General features: G+C 36.4%; 14 protein-coding genes. 6 read left to right on the top strand and 8 right to left on the bottom strand.

Translation table 11 applies throughout. From position 1 onward, the window contains the following. Window positions 1-9: 9 nt before the first annotated feature. The 3 genes from AC27G3_RS01160 to AC27G3_RS01150 are packed head-to-tail and all read left to right on the top strand — an operon-like array spanning window position 10 to window position 2,403. Window positions 10-1,032 (top strand): succinylglutamate desuccinylase/aspartoacylase family protein, encoded by a 1,023-nt coding sequence (locus AC27G3_RS01160; RefSeq protein WP_487117989.1) that lies wholly within the window; start codon window positions 10-12, stop codon window positions 1,030-1,032. Window positions 1,033-1,040: 8 nt separating this feature from the next. Continuing rightward, window positions 1,041-1,493: an ATP-dependent zinc protease family protein gene (locus AC27G3_RS01155; RefSeq protein WP_487117988.1), complete on the top strand. Its 453-nt coding sequence runs from the start codon at window positions 1,041-1,043 to the stop codon at window positions 1,491-1,493. Window positions 1,494-1,536: 43 nt separating this feature from the next. Continuing rightward, a complete protein-coding gene (locus AC27G3_RS01150; protein WP_487117987.1) occupies window positions 1,537-2,403 on the top strand; it encodes a mechanosensitive ion channel family protein in 867 nt (288 codons plus the stop codon). A gap of 53 nt (window positions 2,404-2,456) precedes the next feature. On the opposite strand, the gene AC27G3_RS01145 is transcribed toward AC27G3_RS01150, so the two are convergent. After that, window positions 2,457-3,068, bottom strand: a complete 612-nt coding sequence (locus AC27G3_RS01145) for a LysE family translocator (protein ID WP_487117986.1) — start codon at window positions 3,066-3,068, stop codon at window positions 2,457-2,459. 125 nt (window positions 3,069-3,193) lie between these two features. Here AC27G3_RS01145 and AC27G3_RS01140 point away from each other — a divergent pair, with 125 nt between their 5' ends. Beyond that, window positions 3,194-3,709 carry a type II secretion system protein gene (locus AC27G3_RS01140; RefSeq protein WP_487117985.1) on the top strand — a complete coding sequence of 172 codons (516 nt, stop codon included), beginning with the start codon at window positions 3,194-3,196 and terminating at the stop codon, window positions 3,707-3,709. Window positions 3,710-3,959: 250 nt separating this feature from the next. On the opposite strand, the gene AC27G3_RS01135 is transcribed toward AC27G3_RS01140, so the two are convergent. The 5 genes from AC27G3_RS01135 to AC27G3_RS01115 all read right to left on the bottom strand — a co-directional run bounded on the left by AC27G3_RS01135 (window position 3,960) and on the right by AC27G3_RS01115 (window position 9,379). After that, window positions 3,960-4,598: a hypothetical protein gene (locus AC27G3_RS01135; RefSeq protein ID WP_487117984.1), complete on the bottom strand. Its 639-nt coding sequence runs from the start codon at window positions 4,596-4,598 to the stop codon at window positions 3,960-3,962. Between the two features lie 498 nt (window positions 4,599-5,096). Beyond that, complete coding sequence (locus AC27G3_RS01130) at window positions 5,097-5,915, bottom strand: DUF4198 domain-containing protein (RefSeq protein ID WP_487117983.1); 819 nt, start codon at window positions 5,913-5,915, stop codon at window positions 5,097-5,099. Between the two features lie 87 nt (window positions 5,916-6,002). Further along, window positions 6,003-6,536 carry a DUF2271 domain-containing protein gene (locus tag AC27G3_RS01125; RefSeq protein ID WP_487117982.1) on the bottom strand — a complete coding sequence of 178 codons (534 nt, stop codon included), beginning with the start codon at window positions 6,534-6,536 and terminating at the stop codon, window positions 6,003-6,005. A 78-nt stretch (window positions 6,537-6,614) separates the two neighbouring features. Then, window positions 6,615-7,205: a PepSY-associated TM helix domain-containing protein gene (locus tag AC27G3_RS01120; RefSeq protein ID WP_487117981.1), complete on the bottom strand. Its 591-nt coding sequence runs from the start codon at window positions 7,203-7,205 to the stop codon at window positions 6,615-6,617. 74 nt (window positions 7,206-7,279) lie between these two features. Beyond that, the gene (locus AC27G3_RS01115) at window positions 7,280-9,379 is read right to left on the bottom strand and encodes a TonB-dependent siderophore receptor (protein ID WP_487117980.1); all 2,100 of its coding nucleotides are present in this window, start codon (window positions 9,377-9,379) and stop codon (window positions 7,280-7,282) included. A 296-nt stretch (window positions 9,380-9,675) separates the two neighbouring features. Between AC27G3_RS01115 and AC27G3_RS01110 the strand changes: the two genes are divergently transcribed. Then, window positions 9,676-10,443, top strand: coding sequence for a substrate-binding periplasmic protein (locus AC27G3_RS01110; protein WP_487117979.1), 768 nt, complete (start codon window positions 9,676-9,678; stop codon window positions 10,441-10,443). 212 nt (window positions 10,444-10,655) lie between these two features. After that, window positions 10,656-12,311: a long-chain-fatty-acid--CoA ligase FadD gene (fadD, locus tag AC27G3_RS01105; protein ID WP_487117978.1), complete on the top strand. Its 1,656-nt coding sequence runs from the start codon at window positions 10,656-10,658 to the stop codon at window positions 12,309-12,311. A gap of 342 nt (window positions 12,312-12,653) precedes the next feature. Here the strand turns inward: fadD and AC27G3_RS01100 are convergent, their stop codons facing one another. After that, on the bottom strand, window positions 12,654-14,012 hold the full coding sequence (locus tag AC27G3_RS01100) for a DUF3300 domain-containing protein (RefSeq protein ID WP_487117977.1): 1,359 nt from the start codon (window positions 14,010-14,012) through the stop codon (window positions 12,654-12,656). Between the two features lie 94 nt (window positions 14,013-14,106). Beyond that, complete coding sequence (locus tag AC27G3_RS01095) at window positions 14,107-15,399, bottom strand: ATP-binding protein (protein WP_487117976.1); 1,293 nt, start codon at window positions 15,397-15,399, stop codon at window positions 14,107-14,109. Window positions 15,400-15,414 lie beyond the last annotated feature (15 nt).

Here is a 15,414-nt window from a genome sequence, read left to right as displayed (position 1 = left end):
GAAAATATTATGGAAGTATTACGTATAGGTGAATTCACCATTCTGCCGGGTGAACAACAAAAAATAGAATTACCTGTTGCTAAGTTATATACCGATGCAAATGTTTCTTTACCTGTTCATATTATTCGTGCCAAAAAGCCGGGCCCTACTATTTTTGTTAGTGCTGCGGTACATGGCGATGAATTAAATGGCATTGAAATAATACGTCGATTAATTAACCAAAATAAATTTAAAATTACCAAAGGAACGGTTATCGCCGTTCCTATGGTAAATGTTTATGGTGTTGTTAATCAAAGTCGTTATATGCCAGACAGAAGGGATTTAAATCGCTGCTTTCCGGGATCAGCTAAAGGATCTTTAGCTGGGCGCGTGGCACATATATTTTTGAATGAGATCGTTAAACATTGCGATTATGGCATTGATTTGCACACAGGAGCGATTCATCGATCGAATTTGCCACAAATTAGGGCCGATATGTCCGATGATGAAACTAAAGAATTGGCAGAAGTTTTTGGTGTACCTGTCGTGTTAAATTCAAATTTAGTCGATGGATCTTTAAGAGAATCTGCGGTAAAAAATGAAACCAAAATATTGCTCTATGAGGCAGGTGAGGCGCTTCGTTTTGATGAGTTTTCAATAAGAGCTGGTATGAAAGGGATTTTAAATGTACTTCAGCACCTTGGTATGACGCGTAAAGTTACGCGAGCGAAGAAAAAGCGAGTACCTTTTATTGCTAACGGCAGCCAATGGGTTAGAGCAAATGCCAGTGGTATTGTTCATAATCTTGTGGATTTAGGCGATCAAATTACTAAAGGGCAAGTGCTTGCTGAAATTGGTAGTCCTTACGGAGAAATTATTGATTATGTGAAAGCAAATCGCTCAGGAATTTTAATAGGTAAGCAAAATATTCCTTTAGTACAAGAAGGTGAAGCGATGTTTCATGTTGCATATTTTACCGAAAGTGATGAAGAAATCGCCGAGCAAATTGAAAATGTGCAAGAACAATTGTTACCAGAAAATACTGAAAATTAAGGATTATAATGAGTAAAAAAAATAAAACCCTTATTGGCCGTTTAGAGTCGATTGATCTCCCAGAGCTGGCTATAAAAGATTTACAGGTACGGGTAGACACCGGAGCAAAAACATCTTCATTACACGTTGATAATATCAAGAAAAAAGTTATTGATGGAGTACATAGTGTTGTATTTGATATTCACCCTGATGTCCATAATGTAGATACTATTGCGCAATGTAGTGCGCCAATAAGCGATATGCGAAAGGTTAAATCATCTAATGGCACATCTGAGCAACGTTATGTTATTCAAACGCTTGCTATACTCGGTGGTGAAACGTGGCCAATTGAAATAACATTAACCGACCGTTCTGATATGAATTATTTAATGTTATTTGGCCGAGAAGCGATTGGGACAAAATTTCTTGTTGATCCTTCTCGTGTGTTTTTAGGCGTAAAAGATATAAAAGTTAATTTATAAACATGAAGTTATAAAAGTAAGTTATAAAAATTAAGGTGTAAAAATGGATTTAGAGCAAATTAAAGCTATTTTATCGTTGAAGTTATTTACGTTTTCAGAACAAGCGATAACGTTAGGGGATATCTTGTTAATTCCTGTGATTATTGTTATTGGCTTGCTGTTAACCAAGTGGTTAGTAAAGTTTATCAGTAATCGCTTAACAACGACCAACACAGATCCAAACATTATTCATTTATTGCAACGTGTGCTTTATGTTATTGCAATAGCAATACTATTGGTTACAACGCTTGATTTGATTAATATACCTATTACCGCTTTTGCCTTTTTATCTGGTGCCATTGCAATTGGTTTTGGTTTTGGTGCCCAAAATATTATCAATAACTTTATTAGTGGCTGGATTTTAATGTGGGAACGTCCTATTAGAATTAGCGACTTTTTAGAAGTAGAAGGGGTAAAGGGTACTGTTGAACAAATCAATACACGCTCAACAAGGATAAGGCGCGTAGACGGTGTTCATTTATTAATCCCTAACAGTAAACTGATAGAAAACACTGTGGTAAATTGGACATTACGCGACAGCCTTGTCAGAACCAATGTGCGTGTTGGTGTTGCTTATGGTACACCCGCTAAAAAAGTGGCTGATCTCATATTAGAGGCGACTAAGGCACAAAAAGAAGTCTTAAGCGACCCTAAACCCATCGTTAGCTTTGAGGACTTTGGCGATAATGCGTTGATATTTGAAGTTAACTTTTGGATAAATTCAAATGTTGAAGGTGGTTTACGGATTACTCGAAGCAATATTCGCTTTACTTTGGATGAGTTATTTGAAGAGAATAATATTGTTGTTGCTTTTCCACAGCGAGATGTTCATCTTGATGGGTCGATTAACATCATTAACGAAAAATCTTAGTTTAGGTCTAAGTTTTTCCTGTAAAGCAACTTATGTAAAATAAGCATAAGTCGCTAAAAGTACTCAATAAATATTTCATTGATCACAGGAATAACAGACGCTACCAGTAATAAAGCCATAGCCCAATTAAATAATCGTTGGGAACTTGGCTTTTTTAATACCTTTTTTAAGGTTACTCCAAAAATTAGCCACATAGAAACACAAGGAAATGCAACGGCTAAAAAAGCAAAAGCGATAAACAAAACTTGTAGTACTATATCTGAAGTGTTTGTGGTGTATGCAGCAACAGCTCCCGTTGCCATTACCCATGCTTTAGGGTTTATCCATTGAAATAAAGCGGCTTTAAAAAAAGTGAAAGGCTTTATATTATCACCTGACAACGAAGTGGGCGCAGATCGCGCAATACACCACGACAAATAAAGCAAGTATAATACGCCAAGAATCTTAATCGCCTGATGAAAAATAGGGTAGCGCTCAAACACCACGCCAAAACCAAGCCCAACCAAAACAACCATGGCCGGAAAGCCAAAACATACACCCATTAAATGAGGAATACTTCTTTTGATACCAAAATTTAAACCTGAGGTGAGTATCATTATATTATTGGGGCCAGGTGTAATTGTGGCTGCTGTCGCAAATAAGAAAATAGCTAGATACAACTCCATTTAATAGATCTTATAGAAAGTGATAAAAATAAATATTACCACGCTTATTAGTACCTGTTAATATACTAGAGTCGATATAAATAGGGATGTTGGTACTAACTTTACGTAATATAAAAGCATTCACTATGACTATTTTGAAAAATCACTCAGGCTTCACTCTCATAGAATTAATTGTTGTTATTGTTATTTTAGGGATCTTAGCTACTACAGCTTTGCCTAAATTTATTAATTTACAAGATGATGCTCATGCATCAGTGGTGGCAACTACAGGAGGCGCATTTTCCTCAGCAGTTTCAATGGCACACAGTAAATGGATAGCTGGTGGTTATAGCGGCCCAGTAGATAATTTAGACTTATACGGCACAGGCACAAGTTTGATGGATATGAATTCAGAAGGGTGGCCAGCACAAAGTTGGCCACCTTTTGAATCGGCCCCCAAATTGAATAACACTAACGATTGTATGTCGGTTTGGAGAGCAATACTTGATGGAAATTCACCTACGGTTGCAACTAACAATTCTGAAGACTTTAAAGTAACTTATACAAATAACACCTGTACTTATACTTTTGTCACTTTACCGAGTTTATCAATATATTACGATTCTAAAAATGGTCAGGTTGAAGTCGACTCCACATTGTAAAATCCGATTAATTAAGTTGCTTATAAAGGGAAATATAATTTTCTAACAGACTCAGAGAAAACTGTTTTTATAATTAATAATTATTTTTCACACACTAATAGTCACTGCAAATCAATTCTTTACTTTAGATCTTAGCTTGGAATAAAGGTACAAACTTGCGTGATAGATTTCTGTTAAATAAGCGCTTAAGTGATTTATAGTTAAGCGCTTAAATTATTAAAACAATTGATAACAACTAGAAGTAATTTGTTTAATTTAGCTCAATAGTTTCATTTTGATACCCTGAAAAATGTACTGATTGGCAAACACCGTCAGTGTTAGTAACTACCCATTTATTGCCCGGATACCCTGTCAATGAAGCCGATTCGTTTTGAGCAAGGCTAGCATAGTGAATGCGTTCAGCGTCAGTGTATCTCAACCAATAAACGTTTACTGTATCAGTTCCATTATTGACAAAATTCAGTGCATAATATTCATTGTATGTTTCGGCAATAGATGCTGACTCTTCACTACAATTAGTTTCCTCATTTGCGATTTCAAGTAGGAGTGTATCAGAATATGGTTGTAGGTGAGGGATAGCTGCGACTGCTGTTATTGTGTGGGTACCTTGTGATAACTGCGTATTAATTTGGCTTCCATTACCCAAAGCACCATCTATATCAGAGTGCCACGAAAAATAGTTTGAAATATCATCCCCCATACGAATAGCAGAAACTTCTAACTCAACATTGTTACCATTTTGTTCATTGATATTGATATCGACACAAGTTGCAGGACCTGATGGTCCTCCATTATTTGATGGTTCGTTAAAACAGCTTTGTGCAAACCCTTGCTGACTCATTAAACATGCAGAAGCTACTATAAGTGAATTTAATAATTTATTTGACATAATCCATAACGCCTTAAGTTAATTATTTGAAAAAGTAATAAAATGTGTGTACTGAATATTGAGTACAACTTAATTTTCTACTTTAACTTATTAATAAACAATATAATTTCGCTTGAAAAAAAATAATAATAGAAAATAGATTTTCTAATGTATATTTTATACTTTAGTAATATTTAGTTCATATAAATGAGTTAAGACAAATTTTACATTCCTAAATAGGCTTAATACATAAGCTAAAAGTTATATGTTCGATATTTAATATGAGAATGTAAAAAGCGGGGTAAAACGAACAGCCATAATCGATAACTTTTCTATTTTTGAGCAATCAATTGATATGTTTAATTCGTTAACACGGTGCTAATAAGTCGTAGTTTTAACCCAGGAATATTTTGCAGGGGAGGAGTAGTGTTTTAAGGGAGATAACAAAATGAATGACTTTAATTATGCATGGTAAAGTCATTCATTGCAGTTTTATTTGTACCGGTTAGAGTAAACCGATTAGTTAAGTTGTGCTTCAAAAGTCAAAAATACACTGCCCATTTCTTTATCGGAAATAGAGGTGTTTGTCGACTTTTCTGCATGCTCTGCTACTAATAAGTATCTTCCTGCAGCTTTAGGTGTGAAGTTGATTTCACCTTTGGTATTAGAGGTTAGTTTAATCGTTTGTGGATCATTTCGGTAACGTACGCCATCAGCGGTTATTTCCACTTCAACCCCTTGTTGTACTTTGCCATTAAAAAGAAACTTAAAAGTCACTTGTTCATTTTCTGCTATATCAGAAGGGTGGGTAACAGGAACAAGTTCTAATAATTTACCGTCTGTTGCAAAGTTACTACTAGGTGAGTTCATGGTAATGTAGCTTTCTACTCTTGCAAAACGATAAGCGGTTTTAATGTCTTTCGCTTGCTTAGGAAGTAGATTTTCTAGTTCGGTTTTGTTTGCACGTACTCGTTTCTTTTTCCCATCAAGCGTATATGTGGTCATATAGCTAGCTTCACTGTTATTCGTTATTTTATAAGTACCTGAGTCTTTTATAAAATAATCGGCAACGCTTTTACGATGGCCTTTATAAGTTGAAGAAGGTCGCGTTTTTTTCCCTTTAGGTGTGATAATTTGGACTAAATCAGCTCCCATAGGTTTATCAACATTAAAAGTTTCGTTTGATGCCGTTACATCAATCATTACCCATTCGCCTTTTTCAGCGGATAAACTAAAGTGAGTAGGTAATACCCAACGAGAATGTGCCAATGCTTGTGTACTCATTACACAAGTTAGCGCGCCGGTGAGTGATAATGCGATAATGCTTTTCATATTCATTTGAGAAACTCCCTAATTATTTATATTGTCGTTGTCTACGTTAAAATTAATTGACCTTGGTTATTAACTGTTCATTAACTATGTTGATTACTGAGGGGTTACCGAGAAAATGATCTCATCAGTTTCATTGGTAGCAGCTAAAGTAAATGTTTCTTTCTTGCTGCCTAAATTAAAGGCTTGTCGAATCATGGCTCGACCACCATCTTCTCTGACCACTTCAATAAATAGCGTGTATTCACCGGTAGATAATGGTTTTTTGTTATCGTCAAGCGCGTTAAAAGTAAGTGGGTATTTTCCTGCCGCTCGGGTAGCAGAAGTCATCGCATCAACTAATTGCGCATCTCTTCTGCCAATTTTTCGCCACCACCTTCGAATATCCTTTAACCATTTAGCTTGCTCGCGCCAAAGTAACAGGGTGCGAACCGATTTTCCTTGTGAGTTTTCAATCCAGCTAGCAACATACGGGGGATGATATGTACCTTGTTGTTGTTTTAATGCTAACTCAATGTTTAATTCTGTAGGTTCAGCCGCAGTAGCAATTGAACTGCCAAGAATAATACCAAGTAGCACAATGCGCACTTTGGTAAAACCTAAACGATTAACTTTCATAAAATATCTCATGTAAATTCCTTTAAACTCGAAGCATATCCAAGTGAGTAAACTGTTAATTTGAGTGTTGTTTTAATAGGGTAAAAATCATTACGCCCATAGTGCTGATATAAAAATAATGGCAACAGTAACCCCTAAACTAAGGGATAACGTACGGTTAAATCGACGTTGTGGCATCGCTAAAATAAAGCCACTAATAGCAAACACGATACAAAGCACACTGGTGATATCAATAACCCAACTCCATAAAGTGCTGGTATTTCTTCCTTTGTGTAAATCGTTTACTAGCGCCCACCAGCCATAATCTGTGTGTTCTAAAAATAGTTCGCCGTTGGTTAAATCAAGCGTTATTGCTATGTTTTCGCCTGCTTTTTTAATACTGAAAAATAGTTCGTCACTCATGCTTTCAATGGCAGCATTGTTGAGTGATAGAGATAACTTTTGTTCAATCTCTTCCGTTACCTTAACAAGTTGTTTTGGTGACAGCGGAGGATTCTCGAGCATAGCTAACTCAATATCATACGTCGCTTCTTTAATATCAGCATGGTTATCACTGAACCATTCTGGATGATTAAGTGTGATACCTGTTACTGAAAAAAATAATAATAAGGTCAGTAGTGCCATCGACACATAAACATGAAGTAAACGGGCAAAACTGAGGGTGTTTTTATTGACTTGCATAATTTATAAGTACTGGAAAGCGCAAGCCGTTATAGTTATCTATTTTTGATAACAATAACGGCTACCTTAATGATTTAGAAGCTGATTTGTGCAGCTAAACGATAGTTAATACCGTCACCAGCTGTAGCGTTTGAAACACCGCCACCTGCGAGGTATTTAGTATCTAAAAGGTTTTCAACATTAAACCTAAGGTTAATATCTTGATTGTCTAACTCAATTTTATACGTTGCACCCACATCAACACGAGTATAAGCATCTTTAGTGATGGTGTTACCGCTATCAGCAAAGCGTTCACCTTCATAAAAAGCACCGGCATTAATAGCAAGTTGTTCGTTAAATTCATAACGTGACCAAAGAGAAGCAGACCATTTTGGTGCATCTACTGGCGTTTTTCCTTGGTAGTTTTCATCTTTTTCATATTTTGCATCAAGATTCATAACAGAAGCCATAACAAATAATTTATCCGTAACAGCACCTTGTGCGGCAACTTCAAAACCTTTATGGCGTTGTTCGCCTGCTTGGGTTGTTATTGTGTCAATGTTTGGAATGTTGAAGATGTCTTCTGAGATTAACTTGCCTGTTTTTGAGATGTCAAAAACAGCTGCTGTTAACAATAAACGTTCGTCCATTAATTGCCATTTTGTCCCTACTTCATATTGTGTAGAGGTCATGGCATCTAGTTCCATTCCATCATTTACGTCACGGTCATTATCCAGCGTGTCGCTGCCTTGTGGTTCAAAACCTTCTGTGTAGCTAGCGTAAAAAGTGGCTTGGCTATTCGGGTGAAATAAAAGCCCAGCTTTTGGTAAAAATGATTCGTTATTTGCACCTTCTTTATTTTGCTTGTCGTAACGACCACCAAGAGATAGCTGCCATTTTTCATTAACAGTGATTAAATCCTGTAAATAAACACCATAGTAATCGTATTCACTTTCATATAACGAATCATCAGTTTTGTAGCTAATGTCAGGACGAATAGGCTCTGGATTGCCAGCAGCATAATTAATTGTTGAGCCATTGGTTTTAAGTTGTCCATAGTAATAATCTAAAGCATTCATCCCAACTAATAATTGATGATTAATACCCGCTAATGAAAACTCACCTGTGAAATCAATAAAGGCGGTTTTAAATTGCCAGTCGTCGAAGCGATCATAAGGCTTAGAGCTATACTCTTCTCCTTCGTTAAATGACGAGGGCTTTTTAGGTGACGATTCAAAACGCTGGCGTTCAAAGTTTTGCTCGTTATAACCTACTTTAACTTGCCAATCACTGTTAAAGGCGTAATGGAAATCCACCCCGATATTTTCAACGGTAATATCAGTGAATGCCCACGACATATCACGAATAGTTTTACGATCGCCAATAATATCGCCATTGTCGTCTAACCAAGCACCCGTATCTAAGCCAGCTTTATCGTCTGTTCTATCGTAATGTACACGCACCATAGCATCTTCAGAAATATCGTAATCAAGCACTAAGGCGCCTAAAAAACGGTCACGCTCACGTTGGTCACCATTTAGCGTTTCGTTTTGATATTCGCGTTGGTAGGTAACATCTTGCTTAACAAGTACACCACGATAACGCAGGCTTTCGTCATCAGTTAGTGCACCACCTGCATCAAGTGTAAAGCGAGTAGATCCTTCTTGGTCTAGGTCTGCGCCCAATGAGAAAAGCGTTCTTGCCGTAGGTTTTTTCGTCACCATATTTACTAAGCCACCAGGCCCTGACTGACCATATAAAATGCTTGATGGACCCTTAATTACCTCAACACTTTCAAGTATTTCAATCGGTTGTTGATAATGAGACCAATGTTGGTGGCCATCTCTTAAGTAACCTGTAGATGAACTTAATTCAAAACCACGTAAGTTAAATACTTCACGGTTACGTTGTTTAGAACCAGCCGTTAAACTCGCGTCATTAGTTAGTACTTCACCAAGTGTAGTCGCAAGCTGTTCTGTAATGATAGTGTTAGGAATTACTGTTACCGATTGCGATGTTTCAAGTAATGAAACATCCGCGCGCATTGCGCCGTTGGCCTCATCCACTTTATAGTCATTAAAATAACTGCCTGTAACTTGAATAACTTCAACAGGAGAGGTGTTTGTTTCATCAGCGGTTGTTGATAAAGAGGTAAAACTAGCAAGAACAGCTAGGCATAACGGTGAAAACTTCATGGTACTTCCAAAGTAAATAAATTAGGGGGGTAAATATCTTAAAAGCAATGTTAATGATAATCGTTGTTATTTGCAAGATTATTATTATGTTGGTTTGACCTAAATCAACCAAACGCTATTAACTTGAAATTATTACCGTGAGAGTTTTATAGCAATTTCAAATAATACAGAGGGATATTGTAAGTTTTTCAATATACGCTTTTATTCATGAATATCTAAGGTATATTAAGATTGTATAAATAAGTGTAATAATCTATACAATAATGATTAAGCGATAGCGGTAGTTAAACCAAAGTATGAAGAATTTTTACTGGTTAGTATTGTTAGGAGGTCTTGCTTTCAGCGTTATTTTCTCAGCAGCTTCGAGTAGTGATGAAAAAATGACGATAACGTTAGCGACAACTGATTGGTGCCCTTATACCTGTATAGAACGTGGCGATGGGAGTAATATCATTGGTCAATATATTACCGACATTTTAGCCGATCATAATATTATCCTAGAAATAAGGAGCTTTCCTTGGTCAAGAGCTGTGAAATTAGCCGAGCAAGGTTTAGTGGATGGTTTACTTACCGCTACTCGAGTTGAAGCACCGACCTTATCTTTTACACAAACTCCCATTACCAATTTTAGTCTCTGCTTTTATACTTTAAACAATGAAAAGTGGCGTTACCACTCACCACTAGCTTTAGGTAATCTTTCTTTAGGTGTAATTAAAGGATATGGCTACAATGATGAAATTGATCAATACATTCAAAATAATCCAGCTAACTTGGTTGCGCTTACAGGAGATGAAGGTGTTTCAAGGCTATTAGCAATGTTAAAACGGCAACGGGTAGATGTTATTGTTGAAGACAAGAGAGTACTTAATTGGGAAATTAACCAAAATGGTTTAGATGTATCTAGTGTTAACAATGCAGGATGTACTACGCCTCAACCATTTTACTTGGCGATGAATCAATATAATCAGCAAAACTCTGCTGTTTTAACGTTATTAAATCAAGCGTTAGCCGAAAAAGTAAATCTTCAAAAATTGAGAGCGCTCTTTAAGAAATATGCACTATAATGAACGTTTTAATAGTTAACATTTTATTAATAAACGTTTAGCGTTGGTAAATATTAAGCGAATAAGTAGGGTGTTTACCTCAAATATTAGTGGCTTCATCCTAATTTCAAACAAGTGTTTAAAAAGTACTGTTCATACTTGATGAATTTTGATAACTTAGGCGATTATAATATTATATCTATAAAAGCAACTATAAACGTGAGGAAAAAGCTGTGGAAAAAGTTTGGTTAGAGAAAAGTTATCCCCCTGGTGTTCCTTACGAAATTGATGCAGATAAATATGCATCACTCACTGAAATGTTTAACAAGTATACGAAGAATTACAGTGATAAAACGGCTTTCATTAATATGGGCGCTGAAATTACTTATACTGAGTTAGCTGAACAGGCTCAAGCATTTGCTGCTTATTGTCAGCAAACCTTAGGCTTAGTCAAAGGTGATAAACTTGCAATCATGGTGCCTAATACCTTGCAATATCCTATTGCGTTATTTGGTGCATTACTTGCTGGTTTAACTGTGGTTAATGTTAATCCTTTATATACTTCTCGTGAATTAGAGCATCAGTTAAAAGATTCGGGCACTAAAGCCATTCTTATTATCGAAAACTTTGCCCATACTTTAGAAAGTGTGATCGATAATACACCTGTAGAGCATGTCATTATGACTTCGCTAGGTGATCGTTTAGGTTTTATTAAAGGTGCAATTGTTAACTCTGTTGTTAAGTATATTAAAAAAATGGTACCGGCGTTTCATCTAGAAAACACAGTTAGATTCAACACCGTATTATCAAAAGGCCAACAGTTAACTTTTTCTCCTGTTGCCATTAATGGTGATGATCTTGCCTTCTTGCAATATACTGGCGGCACAACAGGTGTCTCTAAAGGCGCTATGCTTTCTCACCGTAATATGGTGGGTAATTTAGAACAAGCTAAAGCGTCTATTAAGCCATTATTAAGAGATGGAGAAGAGTTAATTGTTACCGCACTACCCCTTTATCATATCTTCGCTTTAACAGCTAATTGCTTAACCTTTATGACACTGGGCGGCACTAATTTATTAATTACCAACCCACGTGATATGCCTGCATTTATTAAAGAGTTAGCTAAATATCCATTTACTGCGATTACTGGTGTTAACACGTTATTTAATGGCTTACTGAACACTCCTGGCTTTAAAGACTTAGACTTTAGTAAGTTAAGAATGGCACTTGGTGGCGGCATGGCAGTACAGCGCCCTGTAGCAGAGCGTTGGCAGCAAGTCACTAATACCCGATTGCTTGAGGGCTACGGCTTAACCGAATGTTCACCTATGGTGTCATTAAGCCCATACAACCAAGAAAGTTACAATGGTACTATCGGCTTGCCTGCTCCTTCTACAGATATTCGTATTGTAAAAGATGATGGTTCTGAAGCTGAAGTTGGTGAAGCAGGCGAAATGTGGGTAAAAGGCCCACAGGTGATGGTTGGCTATTACAATCGCCAAGATGCTACAGATGAAATACTCAAAGATGGTTGGCTAGCCACTGGTGATGTCGCAACCATGGACGAAAATGGTTACTTTAAAATTGTTGATCGTAAAAAAGACATGATTATCGTTTCAGGCTTTAATGTATTCCCTAATGAAATTGAAGAAGTGATCATGATGCATGAAGGTGTACTTGAAGCCGCTGCTATTGGTGTTCCCGATGAAGTTTGTGGTGAAATGGTTAAAATCTTTATTGTACGAAAAGATGAAAACTTAGATGAAAAATCAATCATTGATCATTGTCGTGATAATTTAACTAATTATAAAGTACCAAAAATTGTTGAGTTTAAAGACGAATTACCCAAAACGAATGTTGGTAAAATTTTACGTAGAGAACTACGTTAACATTTAATCACTTGCGATTGAAAAAGGCTGTAAAGTGAATAACTTTACAGCCTTTTTTTGTATTAATTTTACGTCCTAATATTCAATCAACAAGGTGATAACTCAAACTCTGTAGAAATCAGTTAAACCTTACGGCACTGCCTAGTTAACCTGAGATCGCCTTAATAAACATTTCTCTAGCCGCTATTTCTCCTTACTTCTTCGTTAAATTTCTTGCAATAGGCCAGCTATTGACGCGAAATTTGCCTTGAATTAAGAAAAACTATCGAGCTAGAGTGGAGTAAAATGATTATTTACTATTTTTCAAACTGTTAACCATCTCTTAAACCAAGTTTAGGTTAGTTAATCTTTGCTTCTTCTTGAGTAATTTTTATAGCTCGATTTTTTCGGGCTATTTCGCTGTTTAGTTTGTGTTCTGTGTAACGATTTATGGCTCGTTTTATGTTGGCTATGTTGTTTGGGCTGTGTTTTTGTTCTTATCGTTTTCTGATGAGCATTAAACGATGCGCCTGCCTTATGAGCCGATTGATGTTGAGCAAGCTTATGGCTTTTTTTGGGCGCTAAATTGACATACCTATCTTTAGTATGTTTCGTTTGATTAGGCTTATTATGACCTGGTACTTTGTTACTATGACTACTTCGCTTAGCGGTGCGATTAACCTGTTTGATATCGCGATAATCGCGCTTTTTATTTTGCTTTATATAGCTGCTCTTAGCTAAATGCTCACGTGTTTTTTGGTGTTTAGCACTAGCAATTGCTTGATGCGATTTATATCCTTTTCTTCTCGTTTGCTGAACCATTTTTTTGTGTTGCAATTGACGGTTTTTTTTAGCTTGCGAGGTACTAATTCGATTGCTTTTGAATCTATTTTTAACGTGGTTATTACTGTACGCCACACCTTTGCGATGATGCGGCTTGTGATGCCATCGCTTTGAGCCAACGCTACTTGCTATGCGATGTCTATTTTTATAGCGATGTGAGTTATGGTGATTAATAACTACTAAACGACGGCTTTGCCACTGAAATGCATTGAAAAAATAATTAAATGAAATGTGCACTCCAGAATGCCAATAATAAGGCTTATAACTAATGTAATGATGTGGTTGAACCCAGTAAACAGGCGGATAATATCCCCAAGACCAACTACCATAAATTGTTCGAGTATCATAATAAGGGACATATACAACTTCAGGTTGTCGTGGTTGAATAACGATATTGTTATCGTCATAACTAATGGCCACATTGTCCATTTTTTCTAAATTACCGGCTTCATCGGCTTGCAGTCTCAATTGTTGAATACTTGACAACACTTGTGCTTCATCATTTAAAAAAGCGTCGCCTAATTGATTAGTCCATGACAAGTCGTCATTTAAGCGTTTTAAAATATTAGGGAATGGCATCAATGCTTTCACACTAGGATCCCAATCTTTATTGACAATCCTGTTGGCGATTTCATCGTTAGATAGTTGGTCATGGCTGTCTAACCAGCGATGAGCTTCTATTACTTCAATCGGGTAAGTTGACGCTATTAAAATATGTGTTAATAAGGTATCAGGATATAAAGCAATCGGAGCGAGTAATTGTGCAAGTTCACCTTCACTTATCGAAGTTATTGGGTCTGTATTTGAATTTTTGGCTATAACAGGCGTTGATGACAGAATAAAAACGGCTAATAGTAAGCTCAATATATTAGGTTTCATCGATGGTCCAGACACTAAACAGTGAATTATTAGAGGATAAAATAAGTATAAGCGCTGGTAACTGAATGTAAGCTGAACAGGAAAAAATGATAAGTTAAACGTTAAAAGTGAGGGTAAATTCGGCACCACCTAATAACGCTGACTTCCTAATACTTAGCTCTCCTTGATAACTTTCCACCAAGTCCCGAACGATCGCTAAGCCAATCCCATGGCCTTGTTGATAAGTATCGCTGCGAACTCCTCGGTTTAAAATGCTAGCCTTCATTGTCTCTGTTATACCTACACCATCATCAGCAATGGTTATAGTTAACGCGTTGTCAGTTTGGCTCGCATTTATCTCTACTTGTTGTTTCGCTGCTTTGCAGGCGTTATCAATAAGGTTACCAAGTATTTCTAATAAATCTGCTTCATCGCCTTTAAAAATTAAATGCTCATTAACATTATTAACGAGAGAAAGTGAGCTGCTGTGATGTATTTTTTCCATACTCTTTAGAAGCTTATCAATAACCTTTTTGATACTAACACCAATATGCCATGATGATTCACCCGCACTTTGCGCCCGTTTCAATTGATGTTCAATAATTTGGTTGATAATAGTTAATTGCTCATGAGGATCATGATTAGTATTCGTTTGATTTTGATTTTGGCTTTGAAGTACTGCTAGTGGAGTTTTTAAGCTATGTGCTAAGTCTGACAAAGCATTTCTGTAACGCTTTCGTTGCTGTCTTTCCGTACGCAACAGTAAATTAAGTTGCTGGGTAACTTGTGTTAACTCTAATGGGTAGTTTGTTTTAATTTCCGTTAATTTACCTTGTTCTACCAACATCATTTCTGACTTTAAGGTTTTTAATGGCCTTAATGTCCAAATTAACCATAAACTTTGAATTAAAAATAATAGCCCCATTAAAATCAGCAACCATGTTGATAATTGTTGCTGAAATTGCTCAACCTGCGTATCAAAGTCATCGTAATTTTTAATTACATGAACCGTTAATGGAAAAGCATTTTTGTTCGATGTAAAACTTACGGTGAAGCTAAAAATAAAATGCGTACTATTATCAAGTTCTACACTAATAAAACGGGTACTACCAACAGAAGGGCTCGGTAAAATGTCAGGCGGTGTAATGCCTAGCATTGAATGTGAATGCCAAAGTACATTATTGCTATCGTTTTTAGCCGTTATAATGCCGTACAAACCTGATTGAATAATATTGAATTGATTTTCTAATAGCTGCTCTGGCATATAAAGAGCATTGCTTTCTACTTCTGCCACTGCTAATAAAGAGTAACTGTAGGCGGTTAATTCATTTTTTACCGATGTTTTAATATGTTGTTCGAATGCATCGCTTAAGGTAAAACCAATAATGGGGAGAATAATTAGCGTCATCAAAAGTGCACTAAT

It is taken from the genome of Colwellia sp. SU-HH01217 (assembly GCF_057543495.1).
The sequence above is the reverse complement of the archived record's forward strand: the minus strand, read 5'-3'. Positions and strand labels throughout refer to the sequence as shown.

Excerpts from the sequence above, each read along its gene's own strand:
- AC27G3_RS01110 (WP_487117979.1), top strand. The coding sequence starts at position 9,676 with ATGAAGAATTTTTACTGGTTAGTATTGTTAGGAGGTCTTGCTTTCAGC.
- AC27G3_RS01150 (WP_487117987.1), top strand. The coding sequence starts at position 1,537 with ATGGATTTAGAGCAAATTAAAGCTATTTTATCGTTGAAGTTATTTACG.
- AC27G3_RS01130 (WP_487117983.1), bottom strand. The coding sequence starts at position 5,915 with ATGAATATGAAAAGCATTATCGCATTATCACTCACCGGCGCGCTAACT.
- AC27G3_RS01160 (WP_487117989.1), top strand. The coding sequence starts at position 10 with ATGGAAGTATTACGTATAGGTGAATTCACCATTCTGCCGGGTGAACAA.
- AC27G3_RS01145 (WP_487117986.1), bottom strand. The coding sequence starts at position 3,068 with ATGGAGTTGTATCTAGCTATTTTCTTATTTGCGACAGCAGCCACAATT.
- AC27G3_RS01120 (WP_487117981.1), bottom strand. The coding sequence starts at position 7,205 with ATGCAAGTCAATAAAAACACCCTCAGTTTTGCCCGTTTACTTCATGTT.
- AC27G3_RS01125 (WP_487117982.1), bottom strand. The coding sequence starts at position 6,536 with ATGAGATATTTTATGAAAGTTAATCGTTTAGGTTTTACCAAAGTGCGC.
- AC27G3_RS01135 (WP_487117984.1), bottom strand. The coding sequence starts at position 4,598 with ATGTCAAATAAATTATTAAATTCACTTATAGTAGCTTCTGCATGTTTA.
- AC27G3_RS01095 (WP_487117976.1), bottom strand. The coding sequence starts at position 15,399 with ATGACGCTAATTATTCTCCCCATTATTGGTTTTACCTTAAGCGATGCA.
- AC27G3_RS01140 (WP_487117985.1), top strand. The coding sequence starts at position 3,194 with ATGACTATTTTGAAAAATCACTCAGGCTTCACTCTCATAGAATTAATT.
- AC27G3_RS01155 (WP_487117988.1), top strand. The coding sequence starts at position 1,041 with ATGAGTAAAAAAAATAAAACCCTTATTGGCCGTTTAGAGTCGATTGAT.
- AC27G3_RS01100 (WP_487117977.1), bottom strand. The coding sequence starts at position 14,012 with ATGAAACCTAATATATTGAGCTTACTATTAGCCGTTTTTATTCTGTCA.
- AC27G3_RS01115 (WP_487117980.1), bottom strand. The coding sequence starts at position 9,379 with ATGAAGTTTTCACCGTTATGCCTAGCTGTTCTTGCTAGTTTTACCTCT.